At 42.0% G+C, this 23370-nt stretch carries 20 protein-coding genes; 14 read left to right on the forward strand and 6 right to left on the reverse strand.

Annotated elements, in window-relative coordinates:
- The first annotated feature begins 4 nt into the window (after positions 1-4).
- The 3 genes from PHU20_RS04110 to PHU20_RS04120 are packed head-to-tail and all read left to right on the forward strand — an operon-like array spanning position 5 to position 2690.
- Complete coding sequence (locus PHU20_RS04110) at positions 5-742, forward strand: (Fe-S)-binding protein (RefSeq protein ID WP_274824073.1); 738 nt, start codon at positions 5-7, stop codon at positions 740-742.
- Positions 743-744: 2 nt separating this feature from the next.
- Positions 745-2109, forward strand: coding sequence for a lactate utilization protein B (locus tag PHU20_RS04115; protein WP_274824074.1), 1365 nt, complete (start codon positions 745-747; stop codon positions 2107-2109).
- A complete protein-coding gene (locus PHU20_RS04120) occupies positions 2109-2690 on the forward strand; it encodes a LutC/YkgG family protein (RefSeq protein ID WP_274824075.1) in 582 nt (193 codons plus the stop codon). Before PHU20_RS04115 ends, PHU20_RS04120 begins: the two co-directional genes overlap by 1 nt.
- 230 nt (positions 2691-2920) lie before the next feature.
- Here the strand turns inward: PHU20_RS04120 and PHU20_RS04125 are convergent, their stop codons facing one another.
- A complete protein-coding gene (locus PHU20_RS04125; RefSeq protein WP_274824076.1) occupies positions 2921-3382 on the reverse strand; it encodes an Lrp/AsnC family transcriptional regulator in 462 nt (153 codons plus the stop codon).
- A 168-nt stretch (positions 3383-3550) separates the two neighbouring features.
- On the opposite strand from PHU20_RS04125, the gene PHU20_RS04130 reads away from it, so the two are divergent.
- The 6 genes from PHU20_RS04130 (at position 3551) to PHU20_RS04155 (ending at position 10806) form a co-directional block, all read left to right on the forward strand.
- Positions 3551-4513, forward strand: coding sequence for an NAD-dependent epimerase/dehydratase family protein (locus PHU20_RS04130; protein ID WP_274824077.1), 963 nt, complete (start codon positions 3551-3553; stop codon positions 4511-4513).
- Between the two features lie 3 nt (positions 4514-4516).
- Entirely contained in the window at positions 4517-5707 is a 1191-nt protein-coding gene (gene kbl / locus PHU20_RS04135; protein ID WP_274824078.1) for a glycine C-acetyltransferase, read from the forward strand.
- A 96-nt stretch (positions 5708-5803) separates the two neighbouring features.
- A complete protein-coding gene (locus PHU20_RS04140) occupies positions 5804-6688 on the forward strand; it encodes a BPSS1187 family protein (RefSeq protein ID WP_274824079.1) in 885 nt (294 codons plus the stop codon).
- A gap of 120 nt (positions 6689-6808) precedes the next feature.
- The gene (locus tag PHU20_RS04145) at positions 6809-8386 is read left to right on the forward strand and encodes a sulfatase (protein ID WP_274824080.1); all 1578 of its coding nucleotides are present in this window, start codon (positions 6809-6811) and stop codon (positions 8384-8386) included.
- A gap of 25 nt (positions 8387-8411) precedes the next feature.
- On the forward strand, positions 8412-9983 hold the full coding sequence (locus PHU20_RS04150) for a sulfatase (RefSeq protein ID WP_274824081.1): 1572 nt from the start codon (positions 8412-8414) through the stop codon (positions 9981-9983).
- Positions 9984-9996: 13 nt separating this feature from the next.
- A complete protein-coding gene (locus PHU20_RS04155; RefSeq protein WP_274824082.1) occupies positions 9997-10806 on the forward strand; it encodes an aspartate/glutamate racemase family protein in 810 nt (269 codons plus the stop codon).
- A gap of 95 nt (positions 10807-10901) precedes the next feature.
- Here the strand turns inward: PHU20_RS04155 and PHU20_RS04160 are convergent, their stop codons facing one another.
- The 3 genes from PHU20_RS04160 to PHU20_RS04170 form a co-directional block, all read right to left on the reverse strand.
- A complete protein-coding gene (locus PHU20_RS04160) occupies positions 10902-11537 on the reverse strand; it encodes a class I SAM-dependent DNA methyltransferase (protein ID WP_274824083.1) in 636 nt (211 codons plus the stop codon).
- Between the two features lie 268 nt (positions 11538-11805).
- Entirely contained in the window at positions 11806-12471 is a 666-nt protein-coding gene (locus tag PHU20_RS04165) for a class I SAM-dependent methyltransferase (RefSeq protein ID WP_274824084.1), read from the reverse strand.
- 13 nt (positions 12472-12484) lie between these two features.
- Complete coding sequence (locus tag PHU20_RS04170; RefSeq protein ID WP_274824085.1) at positions 12485-13240, reverse strand: DeoR/GlpR family DNA-binding transcription regulator; 756 nt, start codon at positions 13238-13240, stop codon at positions 12485-12487.
- A gap of 141 nt (positions 13241-13381) precedes the next feature.
- Between PHU20_RS04170 and PHU20_RS04175 the strand changes: the two genes are divergently transcribed.
- From PHU20_RS04175 to murQ, 5 genes are all read left to right on the forward strand, one after another.
- Entirely contained in the window at positions 13382-16468 is a 3087-nt protein-coding gene (locus PHU20_RS04175; protein WP_274824086.1) for a SusC/RagA family TonB-linked outer membrane protein, read from the forward strand.
- Between the two features lie 10 nt (positions 16469-16478).
- Positions 16479-17786, forward strand: a complete 1308-nt coding sequence (locus PHU20_RS04180; RefSeq protein WP_274824087.1) for a RagB/SusD family nutrient uptake outer membrane protein — start codon at positions 16479-16481, stop codon at positions 17784-17786.
- Between the two features lie 104 nt (positions 17787-17890).
- Positions 17891-19081: an exo-beta-N-acetylmuramidase NamZ family protein gene (locus PHU20_RS04185; protein WP_274824088.1), complete on the forward strand. Its 1191-nt coding sequence runs from the start codon at positions 17891-17893 to the stop codon at positions 19079-19081.
- A gap of 22 nt (positions 19082-19103) precedes the next feature.
- On the forward strand, positions 19104-20552 hold the full coding sequence (locus tag PHU20_RS04190; RefSeq protein WP_274824089.1) for a sodium:solute symporter: 1449 nt from the start codon (positions 19104-19106) through the stop codon (positions 20550-20552).
- 1 nt (position 20553) lies between these two features.
- Positions 20554-21372, forward strand: a complete 819-nt coding sequence (murQ, locus tag PHU20_RS04195; RefSeq protein WP_274824090.1) for an N-acetylmuramic acid 6-phosphate etherase — start codon at positions 20554-20556, stop codon at positions 21370-21372.
- A gap of 354 nt (positions 21373-21726) precedes the next feature.
- Here murQ and PHU20_RS04200 read toward each other — a convergent pair whose 3' ends face one another.
- Positions 21727-22470 (reverse strand): NAD(P)-dependent oxidoreductase, encoded by a 744-nt coding sequence (locus tag PHU20_RS04200; protein ID WP_274824091.1) that lies wholly within the window; start codon positions 22468-22470, stop codon positions 21727-21729.
- A 1-nt stretch (position 22471) separates the two neighbouring features.
- On the reverse strand, positions 22472-23326 hold the full coding sequence (locus tag PHU20_RS04205) for a CPBP family intramembrane glutamic endopeptidase (protein WP_274824092.1): 855 nt from the start codon (positions 23324-23326) through the stop codon (positions 22472-22474).
- Positions 23327-23370 lie beyond the last annotated feature (44 nt).

Genomic DNA, 23370 nt, shown 5'->3' on the forward strand with positions numbered 1-23370 from the left:
TCAAATGAGAGTAGGCCTATTTATACCATGCTACATCAACCAACTGTATCCGCAGGTGGCCATTGCAACTTTGGAAGTACTGGAAAAACTGGGAGTGGATGTATATTATCCCTCAGGACAAACCTGCTGCGGACAACCATTGGGCAACTCAGGTTATGAAGAAGATGCAAAAGGAGCTTGCCAGGTCTTTGTCGAAAATTTCAAGGAATACGATTATATCGTAGGGCCTTCCGGGAGTTGTATCTATCACGTGAAAAAACATTTTGACATTTTGGAACAAACCCCTGATGTCATCAAGGTCAGGAACAATGCATTTGAATTATGCGAATTCATTGTAAAAGTATTGGGAAAGAAAGATTTGGGCGCCTCGTTCCCTTATAAAGTCGGTTTACATAAAAGTTGCCATGGTTTAAGGGGACTTAAACTTGGTTCCTGCTCTGAAAGAATGGATGCCCATTATTCAACAGAAGAAGATCTTTTGGCCCATGTTAAGGGACTCGAATTAATGTCGTTGACCCGAAAAGATGAATGCTGTGGTTTTGGAGGGACTTTCGCTGTTTTTGAAGAAGCCATTTCGGTTAAAATGGGACGAGATCGGATCCAAGACCATTTAAACAATGATGTAGAAGTAATAACCGGGGCAGATCATTCTTGTCTAATGCATTTGGAAGGATTGGTGAACCGAAAAAAACAACCTTTACGGGTAATGCATATTGCTGAAATATTAAATAGCAGCATTTAATTATGAACCACGCACAGAAAGCAGAAATATTCAATAAGGACGAAGCTAAGGTAAATTGGCACGATAAGGCTTTGTGGTATGTCAGGGAAAAAAGGGACACTGCCGCCCATGGCGTTAAAGGCTGGGAACACTTAAGGGACCTTGCATCGGGAATCAAGGCCCATGTGCTATCCAATCTAGACGAGTACCTGATCACATTCGAAAAGAATGCCCAAAAAAACGGAATTACCGTACATTGGGCCTCTAATGCCGAAGAGCACAATAAGATCGTCAACAAAATACTGGCCGACAATAACGCAAAAAAAGTGGTCAAGAGTAAATCGATGCTCACCGAGGAATGCCATTTAAACCCGTATTTGGAATCAAAAGGTATTGAAGTAGTCGATACTGACTTAGGGGAGTATATCGTTCAAATTGCCAAAGAAACCCCCAGCCACATCGTTTTACCGGCCATCCACAAGACCAAAGAAGAGGTAGACTCCTTATTCCAGGAACATTTGGGCACAACACCGAGCAACGGTAATCCGGAATACTTGACCCATGAGGCCAGAAAGCACTTACGCGCTAAATTCCTAGAGGCCGATGCCGCCATCACCGGTGTCAATTTCGCCATAGCCGAAACAGGGGGATTCGTCGTCTGCACCAATGAAGGGAATGCCGATATGGGAGCACATTCGGCAAAAATACATATTGCCTGTATGGGAATGGAAAAGCTTATTCCCAAAGAAGCCCATCTAGGTATTTTTTTACGGCTCTTGGCCAGAAGTGCCACCGGGCAACCCATTACCACCTATTCATCACATTTCAATAAACCCGGGCCAGAATCCCAAATGCACATCGTCATAGTCGATAATGGCAGAACCGAACAATTGAGTCGTGAAGACTTTAGGTCCTCCTTACACTGCATCCGTTGTGGGGCTTGTATGAACACCTGCCCTATATACCGACGAAGTGGCGGCCATAGTTATGACGCTACCATTCCCGGTCCAATAGGCTCCATATTATCCCCAGGAAAAGATTTGACCAAACACAGTTCGTTGCCATTTGCCTCAACATTATGCGGTTCCTGTTCCAATGTCTGTCCGGTAAAGATCAATATACATGAGCAATTGTATAAATGGAGACAGCTAATCACCAAGGACGTAAAGCAACCTTTTATCAAGAAAACGATACTAAAAATGACCGGCAAGGTCCTCTCCAATCCTAAACTCTATGGTTTTGGAGGAAGGTCGGTACGATTTATATTGAAGTATGCCCCCAGGTTCTTAGTGTATTCCAAATTGAATGCTTGGGGAAAGGCACGGGAGCTCCCCAAAATCAAAAACGGGAATTTTGATCAGTGGTACAAAGAAAAAAGAAAAAACTAATGGGCAAGGAAGAAATATTACGATCGGTTCGAAAAAACAAACCAACATTGATTCCTTTACCGGAAATCAATCTGGATACCTTTAATGAAACAATAGACCTTCTCGCGAATTTTAAAGAAAAAGTAGCTCTTGTCGGAGGCACCATCAAGGAATTATCGGCACTAAACGAAATTGATCGGGAAATCACGAAGTTGTTTCCCAATGCCAGGAACATCGTTGACTGTACCAAATCATCCTCACTGGGAACGGTTTCCATTTCGGACAAAACCCAACCCCAAGATCTCGAAGGTGTTGATTTGGCCATAATACCCGGCGCATTCGGTGTTGCGGAGAATGGCGCTATTTGGATTTCCGATGATCGATTCCCCATCCGAATCTTACCTTTTATCACCAAAGAACTGCTCATCGTTCTGGAGAAAAAAAATGTGTGCTTGCATTTACACGATGCCTATGAATTACTTTCAAAAAGAGATCGGTCTTTTGGCGTATTCGTATCGGGACCGTCCAAAACGGCCGATATTGAACAATGTTTGGTCATAGGGGCCCAAGGTGCCTTAAGCTTAACCGTTGTATTGGTATAACCCAATAAATCAAATAGCGAAAACCACACCCATGGCCCTCACATAGGACCAATATTTTCACCATTTCAAAAAATGGTCAGGAACTGCCCACGTATTTGGTATGCACCCATTTTACCGGGAGGAGGTCGAACTAAAATACCAAAGCCATATATTTTTGACCCTCATCACCTTAAAAGATCATTGATACCCAAACAACACCATTTTGTTTTTCAAGCATAAAGGATGGTATGCTATATATTAAACTCTGTTTTATTGAAAATCTCTTTTAAGACAAAATAACTTTCCAATACCCCTATATTATCAATTTTGGACAATTTCAATCGTACAAATTCGTGATATGCATCAAGGCTCTGAAGATTGATCTTTAAAAAAAAATCAACTTTTCCGGCCATGTGATAGCACTCTTGGACTTCCTTGAGATCCCGTATCTGTTCATCGAACCTATCGATGAAACCCTCATGATGATACCTTAAAGAAACCATACATATGGCGGTTACCGGCCTATCGATCATTTTTTTATCCAGTAGCGCTACGTATTTCCTGATATATCCATTCTTTTCGAGTCTCTTAATGCGCTCATACACCGGTGATACCGTTAGGTTAAGCATTTCAGCAACCTCCTTGGTGGTTTTTTTTGAATCCTCCTGCAGAATTCTTAAGATCTCCAAGTCTATACTATCCAATTTTTCCATTACAAATAAAATTACTAATAAACAGATTTATTTTAATTTAAAAAAGACAAATATACTTTATATTTATCTTTTTACAGATAATTATACTTTTTTTATTATTATTAAAAGTTGTTTTTATGTTTTATAGTGTTTATTTCAATAAATTTGTTTTTTATCAAAAAATAATTCATGATTATTGAAAAAATACTAGTAACGGGGGCTTGTGGTCAATTGGGCAATGTATTAACGTCTAAGCTACAGGAAAAATGGGGAACCAACAATGTTATTGCTTCCGATTTACGCTCTTTAACCGATTTTAATGGTGTTTTTGAAACATTGGACGCTACTGATTATGATGCCATGGAGGCATTGGTGATCAAGCACGATATTACCCAAATATACCATTTGGCTGCCATTTTATCGGCCAAAGGGGAAAAAGAACCCTTGGACACATGGAATGTCAATATGAAGACATTGTTGAATGTCCTGGAAGTCTCTAGGCTTCATAAAGTCAAAAAAGTTTTTTACCCTAGTTCAATTGCGGTTTTTGGGGATAAAATTGAAAGGGTGAACACATCGCAATCCCCGAATCTGACCCCTACAACGGTATATGGGATGTCTAAGGTTGCCGGCGAAAATTGGGGGAATTACTACCATCATAAATATGGATTGGACATCCGTTCAATAAGATATCCCGGCATTATCGGGCACCAATCCCTTCCGGGGGGCGGCACTACGGACTATGCCGTTTATATATACCATAAGGCCATAAAAAACGAACAATTCGAATGTTTTCTAAAACCAAAAACCTTCTTGCCAATGATTTATATTGATGATGCCGTTAGGGCAACAATAGAGATCATGGATGCCCCAAAAGAAAAAATCACCATTAGGACTTCCTACAATATTTCAGGAATGAGTATTAGTCCGGAACAAATGGTAACCTCCATAAAAAACACCTATCCCGATTTCAAGGCAGTATATAATCCCGATTATAGGCAAAACATAGCCGATTCATGGCCTATGAGCATTGATGATTCTGCAGCAAGGACCGACTGGAATTGGATGCCTAAATACCTCTTGGAGGATATGACCAAGGAAATGATTGAAAAATTGAAACATAAGCACTCTCTAAAGGAAATACAACTATAGATCATGTACGGCAGTATTAAAAAAGATTTACAAAGTCAGATTGAGAACATAAAATCGGGCGGACTTTACAAGGAAGAACGCATCATAACTTCAAAGCAGGGCCCGGAGATCAGTACGACCACCAGTGGGGAGGCCCTTAATTTTTGCGCGAATAATTATTTGGGGCTGGCAGCAAGTCCCGAAGTTATCGATGCAGGTATCGAAGCCATAAGAACACATGGTTTTGGACTTTCATCAGTTCGCTTTATCTGTGGAACACAAGATATACATAAACAATTGGAGCAGAAAACCGCGGAATTCTTAGGCATGGAGGATTGTATCCTGTATGCCGCGGCTTTTGATGCAAATGGTGGACTTTTCGAACCCTTGTTCTCATCAGAAGATGCCATCATCTCAGATGAACTTAACCACGCTTCCATTATTGACGGTATCCGACTTTGCAAAGCGAAAAGATTCAGATACAAACACAACAATATGGAGGATCTGGAAGAACAACTTAAACAAGCCGGTTCTTCCAGACGGAAATTAATTGTATCGGACGGTTCTTTTTCAATGGATGGCACCATAGCCCAATTGGATAAAATATGTGATTTGGCAGATACGTATGACGCATTGGTAATGATAGACGAATGTCACTCCACAGGGTTTATCGGCAAAACCGGTAGGGGAACCCATGAATATCATGATGTGATCGATCGAATAGACATCATAACAGGTACTTTTGGAAAAGCCTTGGGGGGTGCATCCGGTGGCTTTACCGCGGCAAGAAAAGAAATCATTGACATCCTTAGACAACACTCCAGACCTTATTTATTTTCCAATACCTTGGCACCTGCCATTGTAGGAGCATCATTGAAGGTATTGGATATTGTTTCGAAATCGACCCATTTAAGGGATAAATTAGAGGAAAACACACTTTTTTTTAGATCAAAAATGACTGAGGCCGGCTTTAAAATCGTAGAAGGCACCCATCCGATCGTTCCAATAATGTTGGGAGAAGCGACCATAGCCCAAGAATTTGCAAATCGCCTCCTAGAGGAAGGTATTTATGTAATTGGATTTTTCTTTCCTGTAGTCCCCAAAGGCAAGGCAAGAATCAGAGTCCAACTTTCAGCTGCACATGACAAAACCCAAATCACAAAAACCATAAATGCTTTTATCAAAATAGGCAAAGCGATGAAAGTAATCGACTAAGCACAATAAATCGATTGGCATTATCTAATTTTAGACCGGATTTACCTATTGAATACAATCGCCCAAATATTTAAATAACGACCAAAACCCAAAAAAATGAAGAAAATCTCAATCCTTTGTATGCTCATACTCCACGGATTCTCATTTGCCCAATTAAAATCCCCGTTCGCCGAATCGAATGTCATATTGGAAGTTACCCCTTCAAAAACAGACCCCAGGATAACCGAAGCGGACACACCGCACTTTGTTGTTTACGACCCAACAGTAAAACAAGGCAAATTATTATTGTTCATGCCCGGAACAAACGGTATCGCTTTAAAAGGCCCCAAGGACCTTTTTGCCACAGCAGTGGATCAAGGCTATTATCTAATCAATTTATCCTATATAAACACCCCTGCCATTGCACGCATATGTAAAGGGGAAACATTGGAGGGAAATTCCGATTGCGCCTCGGATTTTAGGACCAACCGAATTTATGGGACAAATGATTTTCCCCATACCGACGACCAGTCTTATGATGCCATAATCAATAGGTTTACCAAATTGCTGGTTTACCTTGCCGAAAATGACAAAAAAGGAAATTGGGGAACATATCTGGAAAACGGAAGCCCAAAATGGGACCAAATTGCAGTGGCCGGACAATCACAAGGTGGTGGAATGGCAGCATTCATTGCCAAGCGTCATCGTGTTGCACGGGTAATAGACTTTTCTGGAGGATGGGACTATTCCGCAAAAAACAAAATTGCGAAATGGTATTTCAATGAGAGCATCACCCCTGCAGATAGATGGTATGGCACCTATCATGTTGAAGAGGGCGCCGCCAAAACCATCATTGAGACCTATAAGGCAATGAACATACCACAAAATCATGTTTATGCCTTTAATTTACCGTATCCCGAAGGAAAAAGGCCACACTCTAATGGCATTAGGAACCTGGCCTACAAAGATCTATGGATAGAAATGTTGGGAAAAGGAAATTAACCACTTGCCCCCCACAATGATCGAGTTCATACCCATAAATTAATTTTATGGATAATAATGTCTATAAAAAGCAAAATTATGTCTTAAACTAAAAATAGTGAAACACCCTTCAAAAGTTATATGAAATCCATACACACCTATTTTTTAATCGTACTCACACTGATCGGCTGTACCGATAAAAAAGGAACGGCGTCGGTTGCCAAAGAACAATTGGCAAAAAAACCGAACATTCTATTCCTATCCATAGACGACCTTAGACCCGACCTGGGAAGCTACGGGAACAAGGAAATCAAAACCCCAAATATCGATGCGCTGGCCGCTTCGTCGATGGTCATGTTAAACACACATTCCCAAGCCGCTGTTTGCGCCCCTTCCAGGGCGAGTACCCTTTTAGGATATAGACCGGATTCGACAAGGGTATGGCATCTCGGCGACAAGTTCAGGGAAATCAATCCTGAGGCGGTTACCATGCCACAATATTTCAACAAGGAAGGGTATTACACGGTTAACATTGGTAAGATATTCCATAATTACATGCCCGATTCCATTTCTTGGGATGAACCCGATTTAAGGCCAGCCCCTTACAACACGGCCCCATATGTGAACAGGGATGCCGAAACCTATTATTACACCGAGGAAGCCCTTGAAATCCAAAAAAGGGACAGGGCGCTGTTATTGGAAAAAAGGAAAGGAAAGATTTATGGGGACGGTTGGAACAGGGGACCGGCCATTGAGAGTGCGGATGCCCCCGATTCATTATATTATGATGCCATGCAAACGGAATTGGCATTACAGACCATTGACAGGATCAAAGACAAAAAGCAACCCTTTTTTATGGGATTGGGACTATATAGGCCACACCTTCCTTTTGTAGCACCAAAGAAATACTGGGATTTGTATCCCGAAGGTTCCATTTCTCCCGCTGCCAATCCCAAATTACCTGAAAATGCCCCTATAATGTCCGCCAATTCCAATTATGAATTAAGGGCATATCACAATCCGTATGAGATTGGACGCCCTGAGGACGACCCGCTACCCGCGGAATATGCCGCAACCTTAAAAAGGGGGTATTATGCCAGCGTAAGTTTTATCGATGCCTGTGTAGGCAAGTTGATCGAAGGATTGAAAGAAAGGGGGTTATACGAAAATACCATCATCGTACTCTGGGGGGATCATGGCTGGAAACTTGGGGACCATAATGGTTGGGGCAAAATGACCAATTTTTATATTGACACACATGTGCCTCTTATAATTAAGCAAGCCAACCAAAATGAAGGGAAACAAATTGAAGCTCTTTCCGAGCTTGTGGATATATTTCCTACTTTATGTGATTTAGCAGAGGTTCATAAGGCCGATTATTTCCAAGGGACCAGTCTAACCCCCCTTTTCAACAACCCCGATCTGGAATGGAAAGACGCCGTTTTCACCCAATTTAGAAGACGGGCACGTGTTTCCAAAGACGGAAAGGAATATATGGGATATTCCATGCAGACGAAACAATATCATTATATAGAATGGTATCATTGGGATAATGAAACCAAGGTAAAGGGGACATTTGCAGCTTCGGAACTTTATGACCACTCCGTTGACCCCAATGAAACCCTGAACATTGTGGATCGACCGGACAAAAAAGAACTCGTACAAAGGCTGTCGGAACGATTATCCAAAGGGTGGAAAGCCGCAGTACCCCAAATTTAAGGTCAAGGAATTAAAAAAAACAATTATGAAAATCAAACAAAGAGGATTACTTTACGGCATAGCGTTTACTGCCTTACTATCCGGTTTCGGCTGTCAACCCGAAGCTAAAAAAACCGCTGAGGCAGAGGAACAAGAAAGACCCAATATCCTATTCATCCCCATCGATGATTTAAGGCCCGATTTGGGCTGTTATGGTGACGAAAATATACTATCCCCCAATATTGACAAATTGGCCGCCAATGGCGTAGTTTTTAACCGTGCCTATTGCCAGCAAGCGGTTTGTACAGCGTCGCGTACCAGCTTATTGACCGGATTAAGACCGGATTCCACTCAAATTTGGGATTTAAAGACACACTTCAGGGACAATCTTCCCGATCTCGTATCACTGCCCCAATTTTTCAAGAACAATGGCTACTACAGTGTTGGTTTGGGAAAAACATTCCACAACACCTTACAAGACTCCTTGGCATGGAATGAATATGTACACGTTGACGGATTCCCATTTGACCCCGATGCGGTTTATGTGAACCAAGAAAACATCATTGAACAAAAAGAACTGGAACTCCAATTGTTAAAAGACGGAAAAGCGAAGTTCGACAAATATGGTTTCATTTATACCAAAACCCAATCCCATGAGATGGGAAATGCTGGGGATGACGCCTATTATGATGGGGCGCAAACCACGATGGCCATCAAAAAATTACGTGAACTGAAAAACAAAAAAGAACCTTTCTTTTTATCCGTTGGGTATTACAAACCCCACCTCCCTTTTAACGCCCCCAAAAAATATTGGGATCTTTATGATCGGGAAAATATCCCATTGGCCCCCAACCAATTCCCACCAAAAAACAGTCCAGCCTTTGCAGTACATGGCGATGCCGAACTTCGTGGTTATGTAGATGCCAAGGACAATTTACCTACCCCGACCCAAGGAACCTGGGATGAAGCGAAACAACGGGAATTAAAACACGCCTATTATGCTTGTGTATCCTATATAGATGCCCAAGTGGGCCGATTGATGGATGAATTGGACCGTTTAGGGCTCAAGGACAACACCATTGTGGTACTTTGGGGAGATCACGGTTGGAAACTGGGCGAACATAATGGCTGGGCCAAACAAACCAATTATGAAATTGATACCAGGGTCCCTATGATTATCAGTGGGGACAAAGTTAACGCCAAAGGAAAAACCAGCAACGCATTAACGGAGTTCGTAGACATATACCCGACCCTTTGCGATATCACCGGTTTCAAGGTACCGGAATACCTGGACGGCGAAAGTTTAAAGCCATTACTTGAAAATCCCGACACAAAAGTCAAGGATGCCGCTTATAGCCAATTTTTATTGGGAAGATACGGTCCTCCGGAAAACAGGAAAGTAGAAAGAATGGGATATACCGTTAGAACGGACCGTTATCGTTACGTGGAATGGTATACATGGATGAAAGATGAGAAAACAAAAGGGGAACTTATCGGCAGGGAACTATTCGACCATGAAAATGACTCCCAAGAGAACAACAATATTGCCAATGACCCTGGGAACAAAGAATTGGTCGGGCATTTGTCGGATGAATTAAAGAAAGGATTTGCATTTTAAACAAAAGAAGGAAATGAGGAAATTTATTTATGGTTTGTTGATTTTAGGTCTTGCAGCTTGTGCTGAAACCAACCAGGAAGCCAAAACAAAGGTTACAAAACCGGAAACCAACGCAAAAGGAATGAACACATTGGGTTTGATAGGTGGAACATCATGGCATTCGACCGTTGAATATTATAGTTTCATCAATCAATCGATCAATGATCATTACGAGAACAATACCAATCCCCCATTGGTCATATACAATCTTAACCAAGCGGAAGTCCATCGATTCCAAAAAGAGGACAAATGGGATTCCATCGCAAATATGCTGGTCAATGCAGCAATAAATCTCAATAAAGCAGGAGCAAGTTCCGTACTTTTTTGCGCCAATACGCCACATAAGGTATATAATTCGGTTCAGGAAAAATTGGATTTCCCAGTGATACATATTGCGGATGCCACCGCCAAAGCCATTCATGCCAAAGGGTTAAAGAAAGTAGGTTTCTTGGGCACCAAGTATAGTATGGAACAAGACTTCATAACCAAAAGAATCGAAGAAAACGGTATTGAAGTCCTCGTTCCCAGGGAAGAAAAAGTGATCGAAGAGTTACATAGGATCATCCAAGAGGAACTTACCTATGGCCATATCAATGAACAATCAAAGAAATACGTATTAAGTGTCATCAACGATTTAATTGGGGAAGGGGCCCAAGGGGTTGTTTTGGGTTGTACTGAATTTCCTTTGATGATCTTTCAAGAAGACCTTGATATTCCCGTTTTCGACACCACCAAAATCCATTCCATGGCAGCGGTTGAATATATTTTGGAAAATGTACAGTAAGGGCTTATCTGCCCTTGTACAACGATAGTTGTTTGAGTTAGTTGAGTTGAAAAGGTGTGGTGTAATTCCCCCAACCGCACCTTTTTTTTATGTTGTTAAATAAACTCCGATTTTTTCTCCGATAGTTTTTTCGCTATCAATAAAAAGAGTGGATATCGCTTACCATTTTCCTTGGTGATGACATGGGGCGTACTGTAATGCACAACAGCGAACCCATGGGCCCGAAGTCGATCACTCAATTGGGACTTATTAAATCCATGATGCCCATCAAAATTGAGTTCGGGTTTATGAAAGGTACCATCTTCTTCGACCAGATCGGCAATACACAAATACCCATCCACATTCAAAAGATCATGGAAAACGGAAAAAGCCCTGTCCAGATCATGAATATGGTGCAAAGTCATTAAGGTATAGATGATATCAACAGCTGCAATTTCGGTTTTATCCGCTAAAAGATCGACATGCAAAGGTTTAAAATTGGTAATACGTTGCTGTTTTATTTTTTCCTCTAAAACAGCGATCATGCCTTCAGAAGTATCGACAAGTGTAATATTCTTCATGAAATCTTTTAAGGCAAAACTCAATAAACCCGTACCACAACCGAACTCCAATGCGTTCCATTGCCCATTAGACGGTAAAAAGGCAATGATCTCGTCAGCAAAAACCTTCGCTCTTACCTGTTTATCCTTGCTAATATCCCATGTTTTCGCTTTTATATCAAAATGATCCATTGCTATTGAATAAAAAATACACATCCAATTTACAACATTAAAATGTCCTGGAAGGTAACTTCATTTACCAAGTAGCCCAATCCTTAAAAAACGGTTCCATCCAAATAATGAAACGCTATTTTCTTGGATATCCATATATTTCTTCGGGACAGGAAACATCGTTGCCTTGATTTATGGAGAAATCCCGGAAACCCCTTAATTCCCGAATTTACCGACAGGTCGACCTCCAAGGACATCTTAGATCCGAATATGATATTTTAACGGAATCTCAGTGTTTTTCAATTTTGATCATCAAGGAAACCGGTGTTCCTTCATTGTTCAAAACCTCTTTTATGCCCCATTGTATATTTTTCAACCGGTTCAAGTCTTTGGACCAATCTTCCATAGTACGCGCATACCATGCATGTCCATCGGTAAAATCCCCGGGCAACCCTTTCCAAGAATCCTGAAGCCATTGACTTTTATAGGGCAATCCCATTTGCAGTAAGAAAAAAGGGTGTAAGGTCTGTATGACGACAACACCTTTTGGGGTCAGTTGTTGTAGCGTATTGGTTATAAGGGAAATAAGTCCCTCTTTTTGATAAAGGCTAAAATTGAATACGGCCACATCAAAAGGATGTCCAGCTAAAAGAGTTCCTGCGATAATAGCTTCGTAGGTTAGAAGGTGATAGGAATCCGAGCTGTTCTTTCTTGCCTCGACAATCAGGGGTTCAATAGCGTCCAATCCGGCTGCCTCCCAACCCATTTTTCCCATTTCCCGGGTCAACCACCCTTCACCACAACCCACATCGATGATTTTTTCACCCTTTAGGCTTCCCAGCAGCCTTAAAATCGCGGCATTGGTAAATTTTCTGGATGGAATACGCCTGTTTTGGATTACGTTGATCCATTCCTTAGCATTTTTCTCCCAAGATGCTATGATATCATCACCCATATGCAATCCACTTTTAAAGCATCTTTATGCCTTGTTTCCGGTAATCATCGAGCAAGGGGGAGTTCGGCTCCAATTCGGTAATCAATGTACCCAAATTTCCGATATCACAGATTTTATACCGATTATAAGTGTTCAGCTTTGCTGAGATACACAAAGAAACAACTTTCTTTGATGCCCGAATCATGGCCTTCTTCATTTGTGCTATCTCCCAATCAACTTCCGTTACCCCTTTCTTTACGTCCAGGTAACCCGTTCCCAAAAAACAGGTATCGACCATGATCTCGGAAAGGATGTTTATGGATCCCCCGCCAACGGTCAACTGTGAACTTGGAGAAAGTTTCCCTCCAATAAGATAAATCTCACTGTACCTTGGAGGTCTATGGGATAGTTCAATAGCCATCGAAAGACTCGGTGTAAAGAAAGTCAGGGACATTTTCTTTGGAATCATTTTGATCAATTCCAGGTTGGTAGACCCACCACTAATAAGCAATACATCGCCTTCTTTAATCAAGTGAAGGGCTTTTTGTGCAATAGTCACCTTACTGTCCAACTCAAAAATATCACTTGATCGATTTGAATACGCATTAAAACCGTTTGAAACCGCACCTCCATGTACCTTTTTCAGCTTTTTTTCGGCAGCGAGTTCCTTAATGTCCCTTCGTACCGTATCAATAGACACATTGAGCATATTCGCCAAATCGGCCAACACGACCCTATTTCGCAACTGTACTTCGCTCAATATGAAAAGTTGTCTTTTTGCTTTCGTCATAAAACAAACATACATATAAAATTGCATCTTTTTACTGCACATCATGCAATTACTATATCTTTTTGCAATTTAAAACAGCAAAATTATTGCATTAATAAAATATGATTCCTAGATTTACTGCAATTCTAAACCACCTTTTTTATGAAAAAACTCAAACATGTCTTCATGTTCTTGGTTCTCCTTCTTGGGTTGAACTCCGTTCTCGCCCAAACCAAGACCATTTCAGGGACAGTCAACGACACTGACGGCCAACCTTTGCCAGGGGCCAATGTATTTATCAAAGGCACTACCTACGGGGAAGTGACCGATTTTGACGGAAAATTCCAAATAGAGGTTGATGATGCCAGTAAAAAAACCCTGGTCATTAGTTATCTTGGTTTTGTAACCCAGGAAATTGTACTTACAGGTGAAAGTCAAGATTTGACGATTGCCATGCCGGAAGATGCAAATAACTTGGACGAAGTGGTTGTTTTGGGATCATCGGTTACCCAAGAAAGAAAAAAACTTGGTAATGCCATTACAACCATAAAATCCGCCAAACTTATAGAAGCGGCCCCAGTAAGTGTAACTTCTTCGCTTCAAGGAAAAGTTCCGGGAGCACAGATCACCCAGAACTCCGGTGATCCTGCCGGTGGATTTTCCATTCGATTGAGAGGTCCCAGTACCATTAAGGGGTCTTCTGAACCCTTGTATGTCGTGGATGGGGTTATCGCCAGTAACCTGACCACCAATGTCACCAACCTTAACGTATCTGCAGGCGATGCCAGTCCCGGACAGAATAGGATGGTAGATATCAACCCAAATGATATTGACAACATCAATATCCTGAACGGTGCAGCTGCAGCTGCTATTTATGGCTCCCGCGCCTCCAACGGGGTTGTGGTCATTACAACAAAAAAGGGCAAAACCTTTGAAAATGGTCCGGAAATGACCTTCAAAACCGGATTCAATATCAATACCGTCAGAAAAAAATTGGATTTAAATCTAATAGGAGAGGAATTTGAGACCGTTCCTGTTGGATCCTTGGCCGGTAGACTATGGCCAATTTTCGGTTATGATACCGAAACCAATACTGCCACACCATATACGAATCTAAGTACGGAAAAGTTCGAAACGACAAGATATGATTACCAAGATCAAATCTTCCAAACCGGTTTTGGTACCGATAATCATTTTATGGCCCGTAACGGCAACGGTGCTATGAATTATATGGCATCCGTAGGCTATACGAGCAATGAAGGTATTATCAAAAACACGAAGTACGATCGCTTTTCTGCCCGTTTGAAATTCGACCATAATATTGCCGATTGGATTTCATATGATATAGGCTTATATTTTTCATCCAGTAAATCCAATGAAAAACCGGATGGTAATGTTTTCTGGAGTCCCATCAACTCCATGAATATCACCAACAACGTCTATGATATCACCCAACGTGATGCCGATGGCAACCTAATGGCCGTTGAACCTACCAGGATAAACCCTTTGAGCATCATTGAAACTTTTGATATTACCCAAAAGGTAAATCGAATTATCCCCAATGCCCATTTAAAAATAACCCCAATGGAAAATCTTACCATTGATCAGATTATTGGTGTGGACACCTATAATCAAAAAGGACATATTTATATCCCCGTTTACCCCTATGATGGAGTGAACGCGGCATACTATGACAACGGTTACCTAGGGAATGCAGAAGCCAAAATTTTTAACTGGAACTATGACATTACCGCCAACTATGATTGGAAGATCAGTGAAAAATTAAACTCATCCACTACTGGGGGGTATAGTTTCCAATCCAGCCAATTGGAAATGGACGCTACCCAAGGAAGGGGCTTGGACGACACCGGAACTCCAACCATCCCCTTACAATACAATCCAGTGGATTCCAACTTGGACATTTACGGGTTCTTCCTTCAAGAAACACTTAGCTACGATAACAAATTGTTCCTTACGGTTGCGGGTCGTATAGACGGTGCGACAAATTTTGATGTTGACAACAGAAGTAATTTCTATCCAAAAGTTTCCGGTTCATACCTTCTCTCCAACGAACCTTTCTGGAATACGGATGGTTTCTTTAATTCGGCGAGACTAAGGGTATCTTATGGCGAAGCGGGCAACCTCACCGCTATTTCCCCTTACGAAAGATTCAGCAGCTATACCCCCAATGAGTTTTCAGGCGCCGAGAGCCTTCAACAAAACAACACATTGGGCAATGAAGATTTGGTCCCTGAACGCACCAAGGAGTTTGAAATAGGTACAGATCTCAGTTTTTGGAACGACAGGGCCGGTTTGTTACTGTCTTATTACAGCCAAAAAATCGAAGACCTTATTGTAACCCGTGTTTTGGCCCCTTCCATTGGTGGGGAATCGCGCACGGAAAATGTAGGTAGCATGCAAAATAAGGGATTGGAAATTTACGCGAGGATAACCCCGGTAAAAACAGCGGACTTGACTTGGGATTTGAACCTAAACTTCAGTACCAACAAGAATAAGGTCTTGGAAACCACTGGTGGCGACATCACAATATCCACCGTTGCCGGCGCAACCCCTATCGTACGTGAGGGAGAGGCCTTGGGCGTATTTTACGGCACCTATTACGCCAAAGACGAAAATGGAGATCTAATTTTATCAGGAGCCTCGACAGATGGTTCACCGGTAGGTGTCCCACAACAAGAAAGAGGGGATGCCACAACCGGTATAGCCCAACGTGATGAGGATGGTCAACCAACAGGGGATGCTTTACGTAAAATCATAGGTGACCCGAACCCCGATTATATCATGGGCATAGGAACCGATTTAAAATACAAGAACTTTAATTTTTCCATGTTGTGGGAATCCGTTCAAGGTTTTGATGTGTTCGATGCCGATAAGCGAACCCGACAAGGTGTTGGGTTAGGAAGGTTGGCAGCCCAAGAACTTACAGGAGAGCTTCCAAGAGGATACATTGCCGGCATTTACCCAATTGAAGAATTTAGGATCGAAGATGGTTCCTTTGTAAAACTAAGGGAAGTATCTTTATCTTACACCTTCCCTTCTTTGTTCAACGATACGCTGAAAAATGTAAAAGTATCATTGATAGGAAGAAACTTGATCTCCTTCGATAATTTTTGGAGTTATGACCCGGAAACCAACGCTGGTGGACAATCCAACCTGTTGCGTTCTGTAAACTTTGGAAACGTGCCAATACCGAGCACTTTCGCCCTGTCAATTAGCACTAACCTATAAATTGAAAGAAATGAAAGGAATATATAAAATTATATTGTTGGTTACCTTGACCCTTGGGGCCATATCTTGCGATAAGGTATATTTAGATCCCAATTCCACCCTGGAACCGGATGTGGAAACCGACACAGACAATCTAGTAAAATTGATAAATGGCATACAACAACGTTGGAGTGCCGAAAGGACGGGCTTACTGTATACCACGGTAAATATCACAGGCTTGAATACCGGTGAACTACAACTTCTCAATCCCGGTAACGAAGGGGAGAATGAAATCCTTTTGGGTGGAGACGATGTTAGCGGTGACAATGAATTACTTGGCAATATGTGGACCAATGCCATGCTTTGTAGAAAAGAGGCCACCACGGTCATTAACTCAGCTGAAATTGCTTCAGACGATACCTCGGTAAGTAATACGTTGAAAGCCCATGGCCTATTTTATAGAGCTTTGGTCCACGGAACATTGATTCAGTATTTTGAACAAGTACCTCTTGAAATCATTGACAATGCCCCATTCAGCGATAAAACGACGGTCCTTCAAAATGCCATTTCCGATTTAAACGAAGCCAAAGGATATATCGATACTGGATTAGCTACTGAAGTAACCACTGATCTTATTGGATCTGTAGATTTGGAAAATTCGGTTAATGCCTTATTGGCGCGCTTTAACTTAATGGCCGGAAATTACCTTGACGCAATAGTGGCCGCGGATGAAGTGGACACCTCAATACAGTCTACCTGGTCATTTGACGCATCAATCCCAAATCCATTGGCATTTTGGTTCGGATCACAAAACGTTACCCAAGCTAAGGACGCAAATTTTGCGCTTTCAGATGATTTGCTTCCGGAAGATGGGGATCAACGTGTAGACTTTTATGTCTATAGTGATGACCCGGATGCAGAAATACCGGTTTATGAGGTTACCGCATTTTTTGATGATGACCTGGATGAGATCCCCGTTTACCTGCCCGGTGAAATGACCCTTATTAAAGCTGAAGCCTACGCCCGAACCAATGATTTGGATAATGCGGTCACACAACTGAACTTGGTGCGCAATAAAACCGCTGCAGAAGATGCCTTTGATTTAGGTGCCGCCTTGGACGACTACTCGGGATCGCTTGATGCCGAATCGATTTTGGATGAGATTTACCGAAATCGTAGAATCGAACTCTATCTATCGAGTCTAGGTCTTGAGGATAGCCGAAGATTTGACCGACCTGGTCCTGAGGATGAAAATGCTGAACGCAATAGAAATTACTACCCTTACCCCAATGAGGAGAGGGACAACAACACGAATACCCCCTCAAATCCAACATCATAATCTAAAGATTGTTGTTAGTAACTAGTTGATGCCCTAGTTCTTGTTGCTTATCCAAGCCAAATCAGGTATTTGGCTTGGATTTTTCAATCTTAAAAAATGATGATATGCCGAAAATAAAAACAGGATTGGATGTACTTGTGGAAGATTATGGTCTTCAGCGTGAATTTCCAGGACAAGTCGCCCTGTTATGCCATAATGCTTCCGTGAATAGCAGCTTGGAACATGCCACACTGGCTTTTAAAAAAATTTTCTCAGATCGTTTTGTTAAGATATTTGGTCCCCAGCACGGGTTTTGTACCGATGCACAAGACAATATGATTGAAACGGCCCATAACGTACACCCCTATTTCAATATTCCGGTCTATTCCCTTTATTCGGAAACGCGGGTGCCAACGGAAGCCATGTTGGAAGGGGTCGACCATTTGTTCATAGACCTTCAGGATGTGGGCTGCAGGATGTACACCTACATCTATACGATGACCCTTATTTTAGAGGCTTGCGTATCGAAGGACATAGAAATCATCATCCTTGATCGACCAAACCCCTTAAACGGAATGGACTTGGAAGGTAACATCCTGAATATGGATTTTACCTCGTTCATAGGACGTCATCCCATACCCGTAAGGCACGGAATGACCATTGGTGAGGTTGCCTTAATGCATCAAAAACATTGGACCCATGAAAAAGCAAATTTACGGATCGTGGCCATGCAGGGTTGGAAAAGAGACATGTTTTATGAGGACACCGGACTACCATGGTTATTGCCCTCACCCAATCTATCCAGGATTGAAAGCGCTTTTACCTTTCCCGGCATAGTGTTATTCGAGGGAACCAAACTCAGTGAAGGACGGGGCACCACACAGCCTTTGGAAATAATGGGCCATCCAAGCATAGAACCCTATGGTCTATGGGACACGCACTTGTCCAAAGCATTTGCCAAAAGTGGTTTGGAAGGCGTGGCTATACGCCCCATCAATTTCTTACCCACTTTTCAAAAACAGGCCAATGTAGCCTGTGGCGGTTTTCAAATGCATGTCTTGAATCGGAAAATCTTTAAACCTTGGAGAACCGGACAGTGGTTGATGCGGGAATTGTACAAACACATGGATACAAATTTCGAATGGCTTGACCCACCTTATGAATACGATTATGACCATATGCCCATCGACATAATAAATGGTACCGATAAGCTGCGAAAATGGGTCGTTTCACAGGGATCGATGGCCGAACTGGATGCCATGGAAAACCTGTCGGGATATCAATCCATATTCTCGGACATTAAATTATACACCTAATTACGAAATAAAATATCCTGAAGTGAAGCCATTTGTTGTATTTACGATTATTGTTGCCTATTTCTGTTTATTGATGGTTATCTCCTACCTGACTTCTAGAAAAACCGATAACGAAACCTATTTTACAGGAGACCGCAAGTCACCTTGGTTTTTAGTGGCTTTTGGTATGATCGGGGCCGGCTTATCGGGGGTAACTTTCGTTTCGGTCCCGGGTATGGTCGCCAACAATAACCTTTATTTTTTCCAATTTGTTTTGGGAAACGTACTCGGCTACCTCTTCATCACCTTTGTTTTGATTCCGTTGTATTATAAATTAAGGTTGGTTTCCATATATGGATATTTAAAGAATCGTTTTGGAACTGTCTCCTATAAGACGGGATCACTCATTTTTTTGATTTCCCAGTCCTTCGGCGCCGCACTTCGACTACTTTTAGCCGCAAAAATCCTTCAATTTGTATTCTTTGATTCCATTGGTGTCCCCTTTATCCTGACGGTGGTCGTCATATTGATCCTAGTGTGGTTATATACCAACAAATCGGGAATAAAAACCATTGTGTGGACCGATACCATACAGACGGCATTTTTGATCATGGGTGCGGTTTTTACCATTGTGGCCATAATGCAATCATTCAATTTCACCGTTGGTGGTGCGATCCATGCGGTAAAGGAACACGAATATTTCAAAATCTTTGAATGGAACGGCAATTCGCCGAACAATTTTTTCAAACAGTTCATTTCGGGCTTTTTTATTGCCATTGCCATGATGGGACTTGACCAGAATATGATGCAAAAGACCTTAACCTGCAAAAATAGGTGGGATGCCCAAAAGAACACATTAACCTATAGTCTAATCTTGGCCGGGACCCAATTCTTGTTCTTGGGGTTAGGTATTTTACTCTACCTATATGCTGAAAACAACGGTGTTTACCTACCCCAAGATAAAAACGGGACCTTTCTGGATACCGACATGCTATTTCCCAATTTGACCATGAACTATCTTGGTACTTTGGCCGGGGTCAGTTTTTTATTGGGCATCATAGCCGCTTCGTTCTCCAGTGTCGATTCGGCCCTTACGGCATTGACGACTTCATTCACATATGACTTTCTTGAGATTGACAAAAAGATCGGCACCAACGTCAGATCCGTCAAGAACAAGGTACTTATTGCCTTTTCCACTATCCTGTTTTTAATAATAATGGTGTTTTCAGGGAGTAAAGGTGATGTGATTTCGTTGGTGTTTACCATGGCAGGCTATACCTATGGCCCATTATTGGGACTATTTATGTTTGGAATGTTCACCAAAATACAACTTAAGGATAAGTGGGTGCCGATAATATGTGTATTGGCCCCAATATCCACCTATTTCATCGGAATATTTTTAAAGGAATCATACGGTTTTGATATGGGCTTTTTTACAATTGCCGTAATCGGCGCCCTAACCCTTATTGGACTGATATTAATTAGAAAATAATATGAAAACATTTAATCCTATAACAGAACAACCTTCCCTATTTGACCATTTGGAGGATATGGACACATTGGAATTGTTGACCAACATCAATAGTATGGACAAGACAGTTCCCCAAGCAATTGAAGTAGCCATTCCGGCTATAAAACGTTTTGTGGATGCAACTTACGAAAAGATGGAACATGGAGGCCGCCTATTCTATATAGGAGCGGGTACAAGTGGTCGTCTGGGGGTTCTGGATGCTTCTGAGTGCCCTCCCACATTTGGGGTAGACTATGATATGATCATCGGCCTAATCGCGGGGGGTGATTACGCCCTAAGAAAGGCGGTAGAGAATGCCGAGGATGATACCGAACAAGCATGGAAAGACCTCACTCAATTCGATATTGACAAGAATGACGTGGTTTTGGGTATTGCCGCTTCAGGCACCACCCCCTATGTCATCGGAGGATTGAAAAAAGCCCGTATCAACGGTTTGGTTACAGGCTGCATTGTCTGCAACCTCAATTCACCCATGGCTGAAGAAGCCACCTATCCCATAGAACTGGTAGTAGGTCCCGAATTTGTAACCGGGAGCACCCGTATGAAAAGCGGAACGGCCCAAAAATTGGTCTTGAACATGATATCAACCGCTATCATGGTCAAACTTGGGCGTGTAAAGGGAAATAAAATGGTGGATATGCAATTGTCGAATAAAAAACTGGTACAGCGCGCTATTCGAATGCTGATGGATGAACTTCATGTTAATGAAAAGGAAGCTTCCCTTTTATTGGAAAAACACCACAACGTGCGAAAGGTATTTAAGCATTACGGAAAGCATTGAAACGACCAAACATTAACTATCCTAAGTTAGGACACGCCCCTGGCTATGGCTTCTAACGGCGCTATTGGTATATGAACATAACATCCGATCACTTTTGTGGTCGGATTTTGTCAATCGTTGTATAGGGTTTTACCCAATCCACCCTATTTCAATGATCAATGGGCCATTGGTTTTTCCTTTAGTGGCCGTAGGATAAGGCTTCCAATTAAATACCTCTGCTTTTGACTTCTTTTTTTGGGCACCACATCCAACTATATTATAGAATCAAACTCCAGCTTTTCTTTGATTGTCCAAAAAGCGGATTTCCATTCAATGTGCCCATTTACTCAATGTCCTTGTTTTTTACAAATAGGGCTACGTCTCCGATGAACTGTAAATGACGGGCATTTTCCCTTTCCATTTTTGCCATAGGCCATCATTGATTATCAAAGCTGCCATAAAATGGGCAACATTGATCCTACTGACCTTTCCCGCTTCAAAGATGGCACTCCTGATCGGGGAAGGATGCAATTCGTATGACGAAACCTGCGGCTCATTGATCAGACCGTCGGGGCGGACAGCCGTCCACTCGACCATGGCATCATTTTGACCGATTTTGGTCCGTAGATACTCCGCGGCCTTTTCATTATCCACATGGGGTGGCAACAACAACCGAAGTAAGGCGATTACCATTTTTTGGCCCAAAGAAATCGGCTCGTTCAAATCGCGATTGCTACAGCCAGAAGAATTCATCAGAACATATTTTACGGGCTTTTCCGGTTTAGTTGCCTTTATCGCGTTGCATAATCTACGTGCGGCATCGGTCACCAATCTTCGCGGCTTACCATAAATGCCCTTAAAGGTCAGATTATGGCCCAAGCAGGAGGCAACAGCATCACAACCGGCTACATGTTCAGCCATTTCCGCATCGCTAAGATCCAAAATACTGGCTTCGATAATGGATAAACGGTCATGATTTTTCAGGGCTTCCGGTAATTTCCCTGCAGATCGTAGAACAGCTTTGACATACTGCCCCTGTTCAAGAAGTTGTGCAACCATTTGTTGTCCTGTTGCGCCACTTGCCCCTACTACCAGTATGGTCATTTCTTTTGCTTTCATTTTATAAATTTTCATTCCTGGCTTTTCTCCAAAAATACACTCCAAATGAAAAGGTTACTATGGCAAACATAATTCCGTATTCCCCGAACCAGTATTCAGATCCTTCCATTTCCATTGTTAATGGAGGTAGTATTTTCTGTATATAAACATTGCTCACGGCATGGAAGATTACGGCAGGCCATAAACTATTGGATTTAAAGGTATAATAGGTCATGATAAATGACATCGAAATTATTACAATAAAGAAAGTTATCAGTTCCAAAACGATATTCCCTCCATAATATACGATCAAAGGCCAATGCCAAGAAGCCCAGATAAATCCACTAAAAAGGGAAACACCTGTAAATGGCAGCACCTTTCTTAATTCATATATAAAAAATCCCCGCCAACCGATTTCTTCCCCTAAGGTCGTTGCCATTGCCTTTAACACGCCAATGGTCCCCAATAATACAACACCCACGATGGTTGCAACCAACGGACTCAGGGTTCCTATCCCTACAAGACCAAGTTCTCTGGCCCAAGCCAAAATCATTTCTGCATCGGCCAGGCCTCCCAAGCCAAAAAGCCAGAGAAGCAAATAGGTAATCAAGACATATAGGGCAGGTACAACATAAGACCAGCGTATATATTTCCACTTGGCCCAATTCCAATTTAGTGAAGAAACAGATCGTCCAAGCAACGTTAAGGTAACAAAGGTAGCTATAGCCGGACTCCACATCAGTGCACCAACATAAAGGCTGGATGGGTACAAATTCACTATGGCATAATGAAACAGGGCACTTGTGGCCGTAACTATGGTCAAGAAAAGGAAGATTGACCTCCATGTTCCTTTATGTTCCAATTTCTTTTCTTGCATTTTAGTTTTAATCGAATAAAAACAAGACGAACCGATTGAAGCTT

The organism is Maribacter polysaccharolyticus (assembly GCF_028882255.1).
Classification (GTDB): Bacteria; Bacteroidota; Bacteroidia; order Flavobacteriales; family Flavobacteriaceae; genus Maribacter_A; species Maribacter_A polysaccharolyticus.